17 protein-coding genes and 1 tRNA gene are annotated in these 16,098 nt (G+C 65.2%); 5 read left to right on the top strand and 13 right to left on the bottom strand.

All coding sequences use genetic code 11. From position 1 onward, the window contains the following. The 4 genes from IT549_RS16190 to IT549_RS11925 form a co-directional block, all read right to left on the bottom strand. Positions 1-162: integrase core domain-containing protein (locus IT549_RS16190; RefSeq protein ID WP_365777163.1), on the bottom strand; the 162-nt coding region annotated here is incomplete at its 3' end. Positions 163-267: 105 nt separating this feature from the next. After that, entirely contained in the window at positions 268-948 is a 681-nt protein-coding gene (locus IT549_RS11915) for an HNH endonuclease signature motif containing protein (RefSeq protein ID WP_292973438.1), read from the bottom strand. After that, positions 945-1,646: a hypothetical protein gene (locus IT549_RS11920; RefSeq protein WP_292973440.1), complete on the bottom strand. Its 702-nt coding sequence runs from the start codon at positions 1,644-1,646 to the stop codon at positions 945-947. The genes IT549_RS11915 and IT549_RS11920 overlap by 4 nt, the downstream gene beginning before the upstream one ends. Positions 1,647-1,676: 30 nt before the next feature. Continuing rightward, the gene (locus IT549_RS11925; protein ID WP_292973442.1) at positions 1,677-1,946 is read right to left on the bottom strand and encodes a hypothetical protein; all 270 of its coding nucleotides are present in this window, start codon (positions 1,944-1,946) and stop codon (positions 1,677-1,679) included. A 489-nt stretch (positions 1,947-2,435) separates the two neighbouring features. On the opposite strand from IT549_RS11925, the gene IT549_RS11930 reads away from it, so the two are divergent. Beyond that, on the top strand, positions 2,436-2,951 hold the full coding sequence (locus IT549_RS11930; RefSeq protein ID WP_292973444.1) for a hypothetical protein: 516 nt from the start codon (positions 2,436-2,438) through the stop codon (positions 2,949-2,951). Positions 2,952-3,028: 77 nt separating this feature from the next. Here the strand turns inward: IT549_RS11930 and IT549_RS11935 are convergent. From IT549_RS11935 to IT549_RS11950, 4 genes are all read right to left on the bottom strand, one after another. After that, positions 3,029-3,104, bottom strand: a tRNA-Lys gene (locus IT549_RS11935). Continuing rightward, positions 3,095-3,616 carry a 2-amino-4-hydroxy-6-hydroxymethyldihydropteridine diphosphokinase gene (gene folK, locus IT549_RS11940; protein WP_292973446.1) on the bottom strand — a complete coding sequence of 174 codons (522 nt, stop codon included), beginning with the start codon at positions 3,614-3,616 and terminating at the stop codon, positions 3,095-3,097. The genes IT549_RS11935 and folK overlap by 10 nt, the downstream gene beginning before the upstream one ends. After that, positions 3,613-4,464, bottom strand: a complete 852-nt coding sequence (aguB, locus tag IT549_RS11945; protein ID WP_292973448.1) for an N-carbamoylputrescine amidase — start codon at positions 4,462-4,464, stop codon at positions 3,613-3,615. The genes folK and aguB overlap by 4 nt, the downstream gene beginning before the upstream one ends. 13 nt (positions 4,465-4,477) lie before the next feature. Then, positions 4,478-5,335 (bottom strand): hypothetical protein, encoded by an 858-nt coding sequence (locus IT549_RS11950; protein WP_292973450.1) that lies wholly within the window; start codon positions 5,333-5,335, stop codon positions 4,478-4,480. 108 nt (positions 5,336-5,443) lie between these two features. Between IT549_RS11950 and msrA the strand changes: the two genes are divergently transcribed. Continuing rightward, positions 5,444-5,971, top strand: coding sequence for a peptide-methionine (S)-S-oxide reductase MsrA (gene msrA / locus IT549_RS11955; protein ID WP_292973452.1), 528 nt, complete (start codon positions 5,444-5,446; stop codon positions 5,969-5,971). Between the two features lie 169 nt (positions 5,972-6,140). On the opposite strand, the gene IT549_RS11960 is transcribed toward msrA, so the two are convergent. Both IT549_RS11960 and IT549_RS11965 read right to left on the bottom strand, forming a co-directional pair. Beyond that, positions 6,141-8,270, bottom strand: coding sequence for a penicillin acylase family protein (locus IT549_RS11960; protein WP_292973454.1), 2,130 nt, complete (start codon positions 8,268-8,270; stop codon positions 6,141-6,143). 60 nt (positions 8,271-8,330) lie between these two features. Then, on the bottom strand, positions 8,331-9,563 hold the full coding sequence (locus tag IT549_RS11965) for a methyltransferase domain-containing protein (protein ID WP_292973456.1): 1,233 nt from the start codon (positions 9,561-9,563) through the stop codon (positions 8,331-8,333). A 52-nt stretch (positions 9,564-9,615) separates the two neighbouring features. Between IT549_RS11965 and IT549_RS11970 the strand changes: the two genes are divergently transcribed. Then, positions 9,616-9,783 carry a DUF1674 domain-containing protein gene (locus tag IT549_RS11970; protein ID WP_292973458.1) on the top strand — a complete coding sequence of 56 codons (168 nt, stop codon included), beginning with the start codon at positions 9,616-9,618 and terminating at the stop codon, positions 9,781-9,783. On the opposite strand, the gene hemH is transcribed toward IT549_RS11970, so the two are convergent. The 3 genes from hemH to IT549_RS11985 are packed head-to-tail and all read right to left on the bottom strand — an operon-like array spanning position 9,780 to position 14,029. Next, on the bottom strand, positions 9,780-10,790 hold the full coding sequence (gene hemH, locus IT549_RS11975) for a ferrochelatase (RefSeq protein WP_292973460.1): 1,011 nt from the start codon (positions 10,788-10,790) through the stop codon (positions 9,780-9,782). The two genes, IT549_RS11970 and hemH, sit on opposite strands and share 4 nt — an antisense overlap. Beyond that, positions 10,790-13,015, bottom strand: coding sequence for a molybdopterin cofactor-binding domain-containing protein (locus IT549_RS11980; protein ID WP_365776981.1), 2,226 nt, complete (start codon positions 13,013-13,015; stop codon positions 10,790-10,792). Before IT549_RS11980 ends, hemH begins: the two co-directional genes overlap by 1 nt. A 36-nt stretch (positions 13,016-13,051) precedes the next feature. Beyond that, the gene (locus IT549_RS11985) at positions 13,052-14,029 is read right to left on the bottom strand and encodes an Mrp/NBP35 family ATP-binding protein (protein WP_292973464.1); all 978 of its coding nucleotides are present in this window, start codon (positions 14,027-14,029) and stop codon (positions 13,052-13,054) included. A 78-nt stretch (positions 14,030-14,107) separates the two neighbouring features. Here IT549_RS11985 and IT549_RS11990 point away from each other — a divergent pair, with 78 nt between their 5' ends. Together IT549_RS11990 and IT549_RS11995 are read left to right on the top strand one after the other, a co-directional pair. Then, complete coding sequence (locus tag IT549_RS11990) at positions 14,108-15,187, top strand: protease modulator HflK (protein ID WP_292973466.1); 1,080 nt, start codon at positions 14,108-14,110, stop codon at positions 15,185-15,187. A gap of 1 nt (position 15,188) precedes the next feature. Beyond that, positions 15,189-16,025: an SPFH domain-containing protein gene (locus IT549_RS11995; RefSeq protein ID WP_292973468.1), complete on the top strand. Its 837-nt coding sequence runs from the start codon at positions 15,189-15,191 to the stop codon at positions 16,023-16,025. The last annotated feature ends 73 nt before the right edge of the window (positions 16,026-16,098 follow it).

The raw sequence follows: 16,098 nt of genomic DNA on the forward strand, positions 1-16,098 counted from the left end.
ATGGTTGTTTGATGGGATGGCAACGTGTCTGGGGGCATGCCCCCAGACACGTTGGCCGGCGATCTCGGCGGGGGTCTTCCCGCCCAGTTTCGAGTGCGGCCTGACCGTGTTGTAATCGTGCCGCCAGTGCGCGTCGATGAAGGTCGCTAAGCTCACGGACATCGCGAAGCAGGAACTTCTCGAAGTTAAGTCTGGCTTGTGACAGCATCACTGAACAACCTTTGACTTGGGGCCCATGCTCGGGTTCGGCCATAAAGACTTCGCCCGTTACCCCGCTACTCGACGCGTAAATCGTTGCCAGCGCTCTGCAAAGTGCGCAAGCTGGGGGCCTTCTTGGGGAAGATTCACCCTGGTGCCGATCAGCAATTGATAGCTAGCGCCACAAATGGGGTGGAAATGCACGATTCCTGTAGCTGGATCGACTGCCATGAGATCGCGATCGAAGAGGCGGTGAAGGTCGGCTCGGAGAATCAAGCCATTTGAATCGATATCTTCTCCTGCACCATCCACACCTATGATGTGCGCGGCGTCTACGGCGTCGAGAACCGAACACCCCGAAACGGCGCAACTGCCGCCGTAAAACTCTAGCAGCCTTTCGCGAAACCTGGCCTGCTCTGGCCTTGCCCATCGCTCTGCTGTTTGTCGCTGCCGCTCAAGGCGTTCGCGTTCAGTCTTTATTGTGATATGGACGACGTCAAATCTGTTGCGAAGCTTGCGGAAAACCAACTCTGATTGGAGGTCGTTCCACTTCTGGCCTGCCCGAATGTATGCAAGACGCGTAACTGCCTTTAGCGAGAGCAATCGGCCATTAACACGCACGAAATAGCTGCGAGGTGCCTTGCCGCCACTGGAAGTTCGCAGCGTCCCTGCGTCCATTCCGGCAGCCTCGCGTAAAGCACTCGCGAACTGCGCATGAGTGATCAACAATTCGCGGTTACCATCACTCATTTCGCTTCACGTGCCTTTCGCTTCCTGCGGAGTCCGGCTGTTTTAGCTGTGCCTGCACTGGCAGGGAACCAGATGCTGGCCAGGCCCACCGTGAAGGCGAGAATGAAAGCATAAGGACCAAACGCAGTGAGAGTTAGAAGCAACGCAGACGGCGATCCCATGCTATCAAGGCGCCTGACCTCCGCAGCTGCAACATTGTGTGCTTTAGCCAATCTGAGCAATTCACGTGCGCTTTGCTGAGGCATGGCGATGGCGAAATGTTCAGCTTTCAACTCTGGAAGGGAAATGTCGTTAGTAGCCGACTCCCATATTCCGCTCCTGGCCTTCAAGGTCTTCATGGTTCCACAAGCTGCCGTTTCAGCCGCCACAATCTGGTCAAAGTTGGAGGGTGAATATTCGGTCCGAACCGCCTTCGGGCTCTCGCAAAAATACTGACGATCCGATTCGATCTGCATTGTCAGCATACTTAGCTCCGCTTTGCGGTTAAGCTCCAAAGATGGGCGTGCCCACTTCGCCAGCTGTTCATCTGATTGGTATAAGCCGAGAAGCAGGGAGCAGCCGCCAATCAATGCAGAGGCATAAACGGCCAGCTTGTGAACCTTCGGTCGGGATTGAAGCTTGAACATGCATACATGAGCGGCAACCGCCGCAATGGCCGCGAACAGGCCCAGCTTTTGCCAATCCAGTAGCATGTTCACGCCAATTCTCCTGATAGCCTTATGGTGGGGTCACAAGCTGGAACGCCTCCCCCGCTTCGTCTTCGGCGCGGCGGCGCGGTCTGCGCGGATGCGGTCCAGCAACACTTGGGCTGGTTCGTCGTTTGGATCTTGCGGAACCAGTTCGCCCCGGAAGGCCTTGGCGAGGAGCGCGGCTTCCAGCCGGTCAAACAGCGCGCGGGCGCGGGCGGCTTCGGCTTCTAGGCGGTCGGCTCGAGTGAAGGCGGCATTCAGCAATTCCAGCAGCTTTGCCTGCTGATCCTGAGGCGGGACGGGAATCATCGTTTTGGCTAACCCTGCTTTGCCGATGTGGATGATGTTAACACCCTGCGTGTTACGAATGAACTGGCCGCTAGCTGCTTCCCCTTTTGCCCGCCGTCCGAGCTAGTCAGCCGGGCAATCTGCCTCTGCTGGCTCTTCACCTTCCTGCTGAGCATTGCGACTTCCTTCAAATGGGTTTCGCAATCGCGGCAGGCATTCTTCGTCCGCGCCAGTTTGGGTAACTTTGGGTTCTTCGCCATGTTATCGATTCCTCGTTCAGATGTTACGGAGCCGACAAATTCGGCTGACCGGCCAACACAAGGTGAAGGCTCTCTTCCGTTTACAGGTCTGAAGCTACCGCCATCCGTGAGGCTCAAATCGGGGTCGTTCAGGTAGTTTTGGGGAATGAGTGTCCTCGCTTTGGAGGACACCTCAAACCTGCTACGGACTGTCCTCGTTTTCGAGGACAATCAGATGGCGACGAAATTACCGAAGAAGTCTGGCAGTCGTATGACCGTCGAGCAGCAACATCAGATCCGATCGTTCATCCAACTTAGAGCCAAGTTCCACAGGCAATGGGAAAAGCTCGGCGCTCGCGATGCGGCTGGTCAGTTTGAGGAAACGACGGACGATTGGCTCTCCAGAAAGGCATACCAGCACCTGCAAAGGATCGTGAAGGATGGCCGCTGGCCCATGCTTGAACATCTGGTTGATTACGACCGATCTCTGAAAAGGGGCCGCCATTCCATCAAGGGAAAGCCCTTCAAAGTCGGCCTGATCGCGATACTGGGGGACAAGATCAAACTAGGCCGAAACAGACGCGCCGATCTCAGCGATGCCATGGAATACGCCTACATCCACAAGGTGCCCGCCCGGCACTTCAATGGGTTCGTTAAACAGGCTGGTCAGAAAAGGATCGCGGACAAGCTGAAGGCAGGCCATGTCGAGCCTGGCTTCAACAGCGACAATCTGCGTTCGCGCGATTTTGAGAGAGGGCAGACTTTCCCTCTGATTACCCCAGATTGACCGCGCGCGTGGTTGCTATGTGGTTGTCAGGAGCATCCATGCGAAAGCCTGAGGTGCGGTTAAACTATTGAAAAACGTGGTGAGCCCTGCTGGGTTCGAACCAGCGACCTACTGATTAAAAGTCAGTTGCTCTACCGACTGAGCTAAGGGCCCGCTTCACCGGAAGGCGCCCAACTAGGGATCGGGCGTGGCCGGGTCAAGCGTGCCGTGATCTGCCGCAGGGTCCGCCCGCTCAGCGGATCACGCCAGGTGCCCGCGATGGGCAGCGCCGGGGTCAGCACGAACAGGCGTTCGCGAAAAGCGGCGTGCGGCACGGTCAGGCCGGGCGAAGACCAGGCTCCGCCGCTCCACAATACAATATCGAGGTCGAGTACCCGGCTGCTCCAGCGCTGCCCGCCGGTGCGGCGGCCGAACCGGCGTTCGATCGCCTTCAGTTCATCGAGCAGTTCGTCGGGTTCCAGCCGGGATGCCGCCACCAGCGCGCCATTGGCATAGCGCCGCAGCGAAGGGCCGATCGGAGCGCTGCGGATCGTCGGACCCAGCGCCTCCACCTTGATGCCGTGTGCCTCCAGCGCAGCCAAGGCGGCGGCCAGAACATGTTCGGGCCGACCAAAGCGGGGATGGCGCCGGTTCGATCCCAGCGCAATCAGGTAGCGATGGTTCACTTGTCCTCGGCGATCCGGCCGTAAAGCTGCGGACGGCGATCGCGGAAAAAGCCCATGCCGGCGCGGTGGCGCGCGGCGCGGTCCAGGTCGAGCGTGTGGACCAGCACGCCGCTTTCGCCGCCGCCGAATTCCTCCGCCAGATCGCCCCATTCATCGGTGATGAAGCTGTGGCCGTAAAAGCGCTGGCCGTTCTCGGTGCCGATCCGGTTCGCCGCGACCACCGGCATGCAGTTCGAAACGCTGTGCCCCTGCATCGCCCGGCGCCACATCCGGCTGGTATCGAGATCGGCGTCATAGGGTTCGGACCCGATTGCGGTCGGATAAAGCAGCACTTCGGCGCCCAGCAGCGCCATCACCCGCGCGCATTCGGGGTACCATTGGTCCCAGCAGATCCCCAGGCCCAGCTTGTGCCCGAACGCGTTCCAGACCTTGAACCCGTCATTGCCGGGGCGGAAATAGTACTTTTCCTCATAGCCCGGCCCATCGGGGATATGGCTCTTGCGATAGGTCCCCTGGATCTCGCCGTCAGGATCGATCCAGGCCATGGTGTTGTAATAGTGATGCCCGTCGCGTTCGAAGAAGCTGGTCGGGATCGCCACTTTCAGCTTCGCCGCCAGCGCGCGCATCGCCACCACAGAAGGGTGATCGCGCGTGGGCCGCGCCAGCGCGAACAGTGCCTCGTCCTCGATCTGGCAGAAGTAAGGGCCGGAAAACAGCTCGGGCGGCAGCACCACCTGCGCGCCCTGCGCCGCAGCCGCTTCGATCAGCGCGGCGACAGCGGCGATGTTCTCGGCCTCGTCGGAGGAACCAAGCGCGAGTTGCAGGGCGGCGACAGTAAGCGTGCTCATGGCCGCGCCGGTATCACTTCCGCTTGCGGAACAACAGCGTCATCCGGTCGCTCTCGCCCACTACGGTCAGGCGGGCCTTTTCGACCGGGTCGGTCACGCCCGACAGGTTGGGCGGCAGCATCCACACGCCGCGCGCGTGGTTGGCCGGGTCCTTCTTGTTGGCGTTGATCTCGCTCTTGCCGACCAGCACGAACCCGCAGGCCTCGACCAGCGCGATCACGTCCTGCTGACGCATGTAACCCTTGCTGCCATCGAGGTAGGCGACCGGCGACTTGTCCTTGGCGCGGTGTTCCTCGATCCCCAGCAGGCCATCGTCCTTCAGCAGGCCGTGGAGCACCGTCAGTTCCTTGCGCATGATATCCTGACGCCACAGGTTATGAACCTCGCGCATCACGATCACCCGATCGACCTTGCCGTTGAGGTCGCCAGGCAGGTCGTTGCTGTTCCAGGCATCGATCGGGGCCAGACCGGTCATGCCTGCGAACCAGCCCTGCGCCTTGGCCGGGAAAGTGTCGTGGGCGTCGGAATAGTTCTTTTTCCAGTTGTCGCCCAGATTGCGGACATCGGGATTGAGTCCGATGTAGCGACCCTTCTCACCCAGATAGGGCACCAGCACGCGCGTGTACCAGCCGCCCGAAGGCATGTAGTCAACCACGGTCATCCCCGGACGGATCTTGAAAAAGGCCAGGGTTTCGGCCGGATGGCGATACTGGTCGCGTACCCGGTCCCCGTCGCGGGCGGGATTGGCCAAGACCACAGCCATCGCCTGGCCGTCGGTAACCTTGTCCTTCGCTTCAAGCGGAGCATGAATCCCGACTGCCAGCGGCACCGAAAGGGCAAGGGCGGCAAGGGCGAAAAGCGGACGGCGCATGGCGGGATTTCCTTCTGTTTGCGAACAGCTTGCAAATTAGCGCAGCGACGGGCGATGACAAGGGCCGGACGCGTGCCTATTTATCTTGTCGGAAAAGGAGAAAGTCACATGGCCGAGGCGATCCTGGCGGGCGGATGTTTCTGGTGTACCGAAGCGGTGTTCGGCCAGCTGGCCGGGGTCAGCGCGGTGACCAGCGGCTATATCGGCGGGCACACCGATAACCCGACCTACAAGGCAGTCTGCGCCGGCGACACCATGCACGCCGAGGCGATTCTGGTGACCTATGACCCGACGGTCATTTCCTATGCCGACTTGCTCGACGTGTTCTTCGCAACCCACGACCCGACCCAGCTCAACCGCCAGGGCGGCGACGTGGGCACGCAGTACCGCTCGGCCGTGTTCCTGACCGACGACGCCCAGCGCGGCGAAGTGGAAGCGGCAATCGCCCGCGCCCAGGCCGACCGCAGCGAACCGGTTGTCACCACCATCGAAGGCCCGGCCCGGTGGTGGCCAGCCGAGGATTACCACCAGGAATACTGGCAGGGCGAAGGCCAGCGGAACCCCTATTGCCTGGCGGTGATCCCGCCCAAGCTGGCCAAGCTGAAGAAGGGCTTTGCGGAAAGGATGAAGGGGTAGTCTTCCTTGATCCTCTCCATTTTTCGCGAATGCGACAAATGGGGAGGTGGATCGGCCGCAAGGCCGAGACGGAGGGGCCCTTAACGTCAGCGTCGATACCCCTCCGTCAGCCCTTCGGGCTGCCACCTCCCCAGATGTGCTGCGCAAATCTGGAGAGGGCCTTGCAGCGTCAGCCCCCCTTCACCACCTTCACCGCCTTCACATGTCCCGCAAGGTCTTCCGGCCAGAAATAGACGGGGCGCAGGTTGCCGGTGGCATAGCGATCGACCTGGTCGGCAAAGTGCGGTGAGGCCGGATTGCCGCTTTCGCCCCCGGCGGTAACCGCGCGAGCCTTCACCCTCGGCCCGAACTCAACCACCGCGACGAAGCTGTTGCCATAGGTGCCGTAATAGCGCTTCGTCCCCGGATAGCGCTGCGAACCGAAGCTGGCGAGCGAGCCCCAGTTGCCGCTGGCGAAGGGCACCGGGGTCGAGGGTTTGGCATCGTCGAAAGTCTGGCGGATCGCGCCGTCGTTGCGCTGGTAGCGGTTGATCTCACCCCAGGGCACTTGCCACGAGCCGAAGTCCTGGGTCAGCCGCGCCATCGCCTCGTCCAGCGCGGCCAGCCGGTCGGCATTGCTGGCCCTGGTCGATAGCCAGGTTTCGATCGTGATCCCCTGCGCCTCCGCCGCCGCCTCGCCGCGCGCGGCCAGTGCCTCGCCCCAGAACACCGCCAGGCTGGTTTCCTTCGAAGCCAGCCCCCACTTGCAGTCCCAGGCCTTGAGCATGGCCACCGCCTCGGCGCGTTTGGGATCGGGTGCCTGTTCGTGCGCCTTGACCAGCGGCGGGAGCAGTTCGGCGAAATAGGGCAGCCACGGATCGTAGGCCGCCGCAAGGAGCTGATCGAGCGTGAAGCTCTTGCGGGCAGACAGCACCGCGATCGCATGCGGGGTGCGCGGTTCCTTGCCCGCCACGTCGGTATAGCGCGGGAACTGCGCCTGCCTGGGGCTATCCTTGCCCGCCGCCCACCACGGCGAATCATTGACGTTGAACAGCCAGCCGTTGGCCGGATTGACCACGGTGGGCAGCGCGGCCAGCGGGGTCAGGCCCTTCCAGTCGGTCAGCGGATTGCTGCCATCGACCGGCTTGCGGTAATCGAACCGGTCGTTGCGCACCGGCAGGAACTGCGGGTGGAGGTAGGCGATCTCGCCCTTTTTGCTGGCAAAGATCGTGTTGTTCGAACTGTTCGCCCTGAGCGCGGCGACCTTGCGGAATTCGGCCAGCGAATGGGTTTTGGTGCGCAGGAAGCTTTGCTGCAGCGCCGCGACCGGCTTGTGCATGATCGCAAAGGCGATCCACTTGCCGCCGTCCTTGCGCACGATCGGGCCGTGGTGAGTGCGATAGGTGGTGAAAGTGCGGCTGCCCATGCTGCCGTCACCCTTGCGGAAGGCCAGTGTGACGCGCTTTTCCTTCACCGCGCGCGCTTCCTTGCCATAACGATAGGCGTAACCGCCGGCCGGGCGCTTCACCACGGTCTCGGCAAATTCATCGACATTGTCGATCCCGCTGGAGGTGTGCATCCATCCGGCCTGATCGTTAAAACCCTGATAGATGAAGAACTGCCCCCAGGTCGCCGCGCCATAGGCGTTGAGGCCCTGGTCGCTCTGCACCTGCAGTTCGGAGCGGAAGAAAAAGCTGGTGTGCGGGTTGATCAGCAGCAGCGGATTGCCGCTGGCGGAATGCGAGGGGCCAATCGCAAAGCCGTTCGAACCCAGCGGCTCCCTGAATGACAGGCCGCGTTCGTCGGCGCTCATCGCGATTTGCTGGCCGGTGTAGAAGGCTTCGAGCTGGCTGAGCGGCACGTTCTCGATATCGCCGCCGATGCTGCCTTCGGAAAAGCTCAGCGCCATCCACGGTTCGAACCGGGTGATTACCTTGGGCTTCACTTCCGGATGATCGGCCAGATACTGGTTGAGTCCCGCCGCCCAGGCCTGCATCAGTTCCTTCAGCCACGCCGGGCTGGCAGCATACTGCGCCTTGAGTTCAGTCGGATCAATCCACAGCCGCTGGCGCAGATCCTCCCAGATGTATTCCTCACCGTCAGCCTCGGCCCGGCGGCCCAGGTTGGTGAGGTAATTCATCTCGATCCGGTTGAAGTCATCCTCGGCCTGGGCATAGATCATCCCGAACACCGCATCGGCATCGGTCTTGCCGTGAACGTGGGCGATCCCCCAGTCGTCACGCTTGATCTCGGCCTGATAGGCCAACGCCGGGCTGGACACGCCCAGCAGCAGTGCGGTCAAGGTGGCGATATGGCGCATGGTCTCTCCCCGGAATTGTCGGGGGCGATAGTGCGCGGGATGCCCGGTCAGGGCAAGGGGTCAGTCCTTGCGCCACCTGGCAATGAAGAACCCGTCGAGCCCGCCCGCTTCGGCCAGCAGGCCCGGATCGGTACGCAGCCAGCCTTCGGAGGTGGGGGCCAGGCCGGCGGGCAGTTCCTCGGCGCGGATCGGATCCTGCGGCAGGGCGACGCGGGCGGCCTGTTCCTCACCCTCGGCACTTTCGAGCGAGCAGACCGCATAGACCAGCGTGCCGCCGGGCTTGAGCCAGCCGGCTGCGCGGGTCAGCATCTGCGCCTGCAGCTCGGTCATCTCGGCAATCTGGCGCGGGCCGATCCGGTGCAGCACATCGGGATGGCGGCGGCAGGTGCCGGTGGCGGTGCACGGCGCGTCGAGCAGCACGGCATCGAACTGCCGATCGGCCTGCCAGCCCAGCGCATCGCCCTGGACCACGCTGGCGCTAAGCCCAGTGCGCTTGAGGTTCTCCTCCAGCCGCGCCAGCCGCTTGGCCGACAGGTCGAGCGCGGTCACCTGCCAGCCCGCCGCCGCGAGTTGCAGCGTCTTGCCGCCCGGCGCGGCGCAGAGGTCAAGCACCTTCCGTCCTGTACCCGCGCCCAGCAGCCGCGCGGGCAGGCTGGCGGCGAGGTCCTGCACCCACCAGGCGCCCTCACCAAAGCCTTCAAGGTTCTCCACCGCGGTGCCGCGCGGCAGGCGGACATGGCCGAGCGCCAGCGACTGCCCCCCCAGCCGTTCGGCCCATTCAGCGGTGGCATCGGCATCGCGCAGGCTGAGGTCAAGCGGCGGCGGCACCGCCAGCCCGGCCGCGATCGCCCCGGCCCGCTCGCCCCAGCGCGCGGCCACTTCGGGCGGCAAGCTTGGCGCTGCGGGCAAGGTCACCCCGCGCTTGACCAGGGTAGAGAACACCCCGTGCGCCAGCCGCCGCGGTCCGCCGCTGAGCAGTTCCAGCCCGGTCGCGATCACCGCATGCGGCGGGGTTTCCAGCCGCAGCCAGCCGGCCAGCATCAGCCGCAAGACCGAACGCGGCTTGGCATCGTCGGGCAGGACCTGGCGGGTCGCGCTGTCGATCAGCGCATCAAGATCGGTCAACCAGCGCAGCGCCTCTCCGGCCAGCGCGCGGGCCAAGGCCTTGTCGGCCGCGCCCTTGATCCCTTGCAAGGCGCCATGCGCCGCCACATCGAGCGTCTCACCCCGGCGCAGCACGGCATCGAGCAATTTGAGCGCACCCTTGCGCGCTGGAAAACCGGGAATGTCCATCCGGATCGCCCTAGCCCTTGGCCCGCCCGCCCGAAAGGCCTATCTGTGCGCCATGACCCAGCGTGCCACCAAACGCCTCAAGCCCTTCGCCAAGCCCGCGCACTGGACCAACGATCCCGCGCCGCAGCCGGCCAAGGCCAAGGACGAGGCCGATCCCGATGGCCTTTCCCCCACCCGCTATGGCGACTGGGTGAAAAAGGGCATCGCGGTGGATTTCTAGAGCCACCCCGCCAGTTCGCGCCGCACCAGCGCGTCCAGCATGGCCATTCCGGCCTCTCCGGCATTGAGGCAATCGAGCGCGGCGAAGTCCTTTCCGCCGGCTTCGAGGAACTGTTCCCGGCCACGGATCGCCAGTTCCTCGCGGGTTTCGAGGCAATCGGCGGAGAAGCCGGGGGCAGCGATGGCCAGTGCTTTGGTGCCCCTGGCAGCCTCGGCGGCGAGCACCGCGTCGGTCGCGGGTTCGAGCCATTTGGCGCGGCCGAAACGGCTCTGGAAGGTCACTTCGATCCTGAGATCAGGGAATTCACCCTTCAGCGCCTCGGCCAGCAGCCGCGCGGTTTTCTGGCACTGGCAGTGATAGGGATCGCCCAGATGGAGCGTCCGTTCAGGCATCCCGTGGAACGAGAGCAGCAGCACTTCGGGGGTAAACGGCAGTGCCTTGAGCTGCCGGGCAGTGTCACTGCGCAATGCCTCGATATGGGCTGGGTCATCGTAATAGGGCGGCAGGGTGCGCACCGCCGGTTGCCAGCGCATCGCGGCGAGCTGGCTGCCCAGCGCGTCGAGCGCCGAAGCGGTGGTCGCACCCGAATATTGCGGATAGAGCGGGGCGATCAGGATCCGCTCGCACCCGGCGTCCTTCAGCTTCTGCAGCTCTGCCCCCAGCGCCGGATTGCCATAGCGCATCGCCCAGCTGACCATGACCGATGGCCCCAGCCGGTCCTGCAAGGCACCCGCCTGGGCCTTGGTGATCGCGGCCAGCGGTGAGCCATCCGGGGTCCAGACCTGCTGATAGGCGTGCGCGCTCTTTTTCGGGCGGGTGTTGAGAATGATCAGGTTGAGCACCGGCCACCACACCGCGCGCGGGATTTCCACCACCCGGCGATCCCACAGGAATTCCTTGAGGTACCGCCGCACCGCGCCGGGCGTCGGCGCATCGGGAGTGCCAAGGTTGACCAGCAGCACGCCCACGCGCGGGCTTTGCACCGTGGGATGACCGGCGGGCAGCATCAGCCCTGCTCCAGCGTGAGCGGCAGCGAGTGCAGGCGCACCGAGCCGGCCGAATAGAGCGCATTGGCAATCGCCGGCGGCGCGATCACCGCGCCCAGTTCGCCCGGATCGAAGGGATCGGCATCGCTTTCGACAAATTCCACCAGAATCTCCGGACTATCGGACAACAGCGGCAGGCCCATCAGCCCCAGCCGCCCGGTCAGCGGCAAGCCATCGGCATAGGCGGTGGTGCAGCCGTTCGCCAGCCCCATGCCGAACAGCAGCCCGCCTTCGATCTGCTGGCGGGCCAGATCGACGTTCACGATCCGGCCGATATCGACCACCGCGGTCAGCTTTTCGACGCGGATCCCGCGATCGTCGTGCCGGGCACTGGCGACCAGCGCAATCCGCCCTTCGCGCGGCCCCAGCGTCATCTTCCAGCAGGCCAGCCCCTGCCCGCTGCCACCCCCGCCGCCGCCCCATTCGGCCAATGTCGCGGCGCGCTGAAGGCAGGCGGCCAGCCTGGGTTCGCTGGCCAGCATGGCCATGCGGTAGGACAGCGCCTCACGCCCCGAGCGCTTGGCCAGCTCGTCAATGAAGGTTTCGATCAGGAAGGCGCCGATCCCGTGCGAATTGCCGCGCAATCGCCCGGTTGGCAGGCCGATTTCCACCGGCACATGCTCCACCACCAGATGCTCGATCGCATAGGGCGGGACCATGCCCTCCATCGCCAGATCATCGGTCTGATCCTGCAGCGCCAGCGCATCGGCAGCCTTGCGGCCATTGAACAGCCGCCCGCCAAATTCGCGCACGGTGGCCGGCATCGCGATCCTGAGCTTGAGCGCGGTGAGCGAGCCATCCTGCGCGGTGCGCGCCGCCATCACCGCGCGCGCCGGAGTGCGCGGACGGGCGCGCAGCTGTTCCTGCCAGCGCGACCAGGTCAGCTGCACCGGCTTGCCAACCGCCTTGGCGATCAGCGCCGCCTCAACCGCGTGTTCGCTTTCCAGCCGGGCGTCAAAGCTGCCTCCGGCCGGCATCGGATAGAGCGTCACTTCATCAAGCGAGAGATCGAGCGCGCGCGCCGCCGCCTGGCGGCAGGCCTGCGGGGCCTGACTGGCGACCCACAGTTCCAGCCGTCCGTTTTCAAACCGCGCGGTGGCACAGGCGGTTTCCACCCCGGCATGGAGCGCCGGAGCCACTGTGTAGAGCGCGGTGTGTTCGAATTTGCCGCGCAGCCAGCTATCGGGATCGCCCTGGCTGGCAAAGCGGTTGGCATCGCCATAGCGCAAGCCTTCGTCCAGCCGCGCGGCGATCCGCCCGCTTTCGGCCTTGGCCTTCGCGGCGAAATTGGGCGCGATCCGGCTGAGCGCCTGTTCGGCCGCCCACCAGGTTTCACCCACCGCCGCCAGCCAGTCGGGCCCGGTCACCAGCTTCACTTCCGGCGCGCGTTTGGCATCGAAGCTGCCCAGCCGCGCCTCCTGCCCCACCGGGGCATGGCGGATCGCGGCAAAGCGCATGTCGGGCAGGCGCACGTCGGCGGCGAACTGGTGGCTGCCGTCAACCTTGCTGGGCAGATCAAGCCGGGGGAAGCGCAGCGGTGCGCCCGGCGGGAATTCGGTCGGGTTCTCCTGCGGCGGCTGCGCGCGGGCAACCGGCGGATCGGGCGGGGAATAGTCCGTTGCCGCTTCAACCAGTTCGGCAAACGAGGCGCGGTTCTTGTCGTGCAGGATAAAGCCGCCCTGCGCTTCGCATTCTTCCCAGCTGACACCCCACTTGTCGGCCGCAGCCTGGGCCAGCATCGCCCGCGCACCCGCCGCCGCAGCCCGCGCCGCCACTTCGTGCGCGGCGAGCGCGGTGCCATCGGCGGTGGCGGTAAAGGCATCGCGTTCGGCAAAGCGCCGCGCCAGCAGGCTGCCCGGATCGTCGGCCAGACCCGAACCCAGCGGCAGCCACAGCGGCGCCCAGCGAGCCGCCAGCACCGCATTGGCATAGGCCCCGCTGACCGGCGCCGGCTCGATCGCTACTTGCCGCCAGTCAGCGCCCAGCTCCATCGCCACGACCTGCGCCAGCAGGGTCGCAACGCCCTGACCCATTTCGAGGTCGGGCACTGCCACGCTGACCACCCCGTCCTTGCCGATCTTGAGCCAGGCATCGAAGGCATATTCGCCCTCACCCGGGCTGAGCGGCGGGGCAAAGCTGCGCGGGGTCAGCGCCCAGGCGGCGATCAGCCCACCCGCGGCGCCCATTCCCAACAGGATTCCCCGGCGCGTGACCTGCATGGTTCAGCCGCGCCCGCCGCGATTGTCGAGCCAGGTGCCAACTCGCCGGGCCAGAGCGGCAAAGGCATCGGCCGCCGCGCCCTCACCCGCGGCGGGCGGCGTGCCGGCATCGCTGGCCTTGCGGATCGCCAGTTCCAGCGGGACCCGGCCCAGGAAGGCCAGGCCCATTTCGCCCGCTGCGGCTTCGGCCCCGCCCTGCCCGAACGGATCGGACAGCTCGCCGCAATGCGGGCACTGGTATCCGGCCATGTTCTCGACCATGCCGATCACCGGCACTTCGCCCACTTCGAACAGCTGGATCGCGCGGCGCGCGTCGATCAGTGCCAGATCCTGCGGGGTGGAGACGATCACCGCACCGGTCGGCTTGTAGCGCTGCAGCATGGTCAGCTGGACATCGCCGGTGCCCGGCGGCAGATCGACCACCAGCACTTCGGCATCGCCCCAGTCGGCATCGATCAGCTGGCCCAGGGCATTGCCGGCCATCGGCCCGCGCCAGGCGATCGCCTTGCCCGGTTCGATCAGCTGGCCCATCGACAGCAGCGGCACGCCCCACTGGTTGGGGACCGGCACCAGCTTGTCACCACGGGCCTGCGGCTTTACCCCTTCGCTGCCCAGCAGGCGAGGCTGCGAGGGGCCATAGATATCGGCATCGACCAGCCCGACCTTGCGCCCGGCGCGGGCCAGCGCGATCGCCAGGTTGGCGGAAACGGTGCTCTTGCCGACCCCGCCCTTGCCCGAACCGACTGCAATGATCGCCCGCCGGACCTTGTCCGCCATCAAGGCCACGCGCACTTCGGCAACGCCCGGCTGGCCGGCCAGCGCTTCCTTGACCGCCGCCTCCAGCCGTTCGCGTTCCAGCGCGTCGAGCCCGCCGGCATCAAGCACCACCACTGCCCGGCCATCGGCCAGACGCAGCGATTGCAGGCGGGATTGGGCAAGCGGAGGCAGCGCGGTGCGCAGGGTTTCGGTGGGGTCACTCATAATGCGCGCACCCCTAGCAAGGAAAAAGCCGCGCGAGACACTGTTTTTGTGCGTCATGCACACCTATAGTGTCTGACGATGAGAGGTTTTGGCAGTTCAGGGCGCGAACCGGCGCTGGCGATGTCGCAGGGGGACAGCCCCTGGGGCAATGGGCGCGGCGATGACGGGCAGGGTCCCGAACCGGCTGGCGATGGCGCAGATGCGCCCGGCGATGCGCCAGGGCGCAATCCCTGGCTGAACCCGGAAGAAGAAACTGCCCCCCGGCGCTCGGCCCGGATCGACGATATCCTGCGCAGCCGGGGCGGCGGGGGATCGGGCGGCAATGGCAGCGGCAGGCGCGTGCGGATGGTGCCCTGGCTGACGCTGGGGCTGGTATCGGCCTGGCTGATGGCCAGTTCGATCCACGTGCTGGCCAGGGACGAGCGCGCGCTGTTGACCACGCTGGGGCGCTATTCGGGCACGCTTGGCCCGGGCCTCAACATTACCCTGCCCTGGCCATTCCAGGCGGTTGACCGGCGGGTAACCGGCAAGGAAGAGACCACGGTCCTGCCCGACAAGGAAGCCGAAACGCTGATGCCGACCCGCGATGGCAAACTGGTCAACCTGTCGTTCCAGATCCGCTGGCGGATCGGTGACCTGCGCCGCTTTGCCTACAACCTGCCGGAAGGCGAGGCCGCGATCCGCCGTCTGGCCGATGCCCAGATGCGCGCCGCCGTGGCCGAATTCGACTATGCCGAAATTATCAACGGCAAGCGCCAGGCCGAATTGCAGCAGCGCGTCGCCGGACGGATGGAGCGCGTGCTTGATGCCTGGCAATCGGGTGTAGTGCTGGCCGGGGTCGAAGTGCCCCGGACCGGACCGCCGACCAGGCTGGCCGATACTTTCAAGAAGATCGCCCAGGCCCGCGAAGGTCAGCGCAAGAACCGCCAGGACGCGCTGGACTGGCGCGCGCGGCGGCTGGCTGAAGCCCGGGCCGAGGCCGATGCCTTCAACCAGATCTACCCCGAATACAAACTGGCCCCGGCGGTCACCCGCCAGCGGATGTATTACGAAACGATGGAACGCGTGCTGCGCAACAACGACAAGGTGGTGCTGGGCGGCACCAATGGCCCGGCCGGACCATCGCCCGATCCCCAAGCCCCTGCGGGAGGGCGCTGAGATGGGCCGTACCGGACCCGGCAAGGGGATCGCCCTGTTCGCGCTGGCCTTTCTGGCGCTGCTGGGCCTGTCGAGCGTGGTGGTGGTCGATGAAGGCCACCAGGCGGTGATCGAGCGGATGGGTGAACCCGACCGCGTGGTCAACCGCTTCCGCCCGGATGGACCGCACGGCACCGGGGTGGTCTTCAAGCTGCCGCTGGTCGAACAGGTGACGCTGTTTGAGCGCGGCCTGATCGGCTATTCGCTGGGCGGCCAGCAGATCCGCACCGCCGATGCCCAGGTGCTGCTGGTCGATGCCGACCTGACCTACCGGATCATCGATCCGGTGCGGCTGCTGGCGGTGCCGGGTGAAGGTGACAAGGCCGAAAGTCAGCTGCGCGCGGTGCTGCCTTCGCTGCTGGAAGAGGAACTGGGCCAGCACAGCGCCCAGTCGATCGCCCTGCCGGGCAGCGGCGGGGCCAGCCGCAAGCTGCTGTCGCGGATCGATGCCAAGGCCCGCAGCTTTGGCGTGCAGGTGGTTGATTTCCGGATCGGGCGGATCGGGCTGACCGAGGCCGGGCTCAAGCAGACCTACGATCGGATGCAGGAGTATCATGAGCGCGAGGCCTATGCGATCGAACTGGGCAGCGCCGAAGAAGCCAAGGCGATCCTGGCCCAGGCCCAAGGCGAGGCCGCCACGATCATGCAGCAGAGCGCCGGGCAGGATCCGGAATTCTATGCCTATTTCCGCGCGCTGCGCAGTTATGAGACGATGCTGGCGGATCCGCGCCGGCGCAATGCGGCCACTATCGTAATTCCGCCGGGCAGTGCCTATCTCAAGTATCTCAACGGGCAATAGCGCGCGATTTGCCCGTTCAATTCCCGTTCAGGCCGCGCGGGGTGAATCCGTGTTGCCGGGGCGGGCTGGATTT

This window comes from Novosphingobium sp., assembly GCF_020852455.1.
In the GTDB taxonomy this organism is placed as follows: Bacteria; Pseudomonadota; Alphaproteobacteria; order Sphingomonadales; family Sphingomonadaceae; genus Novosphingobium.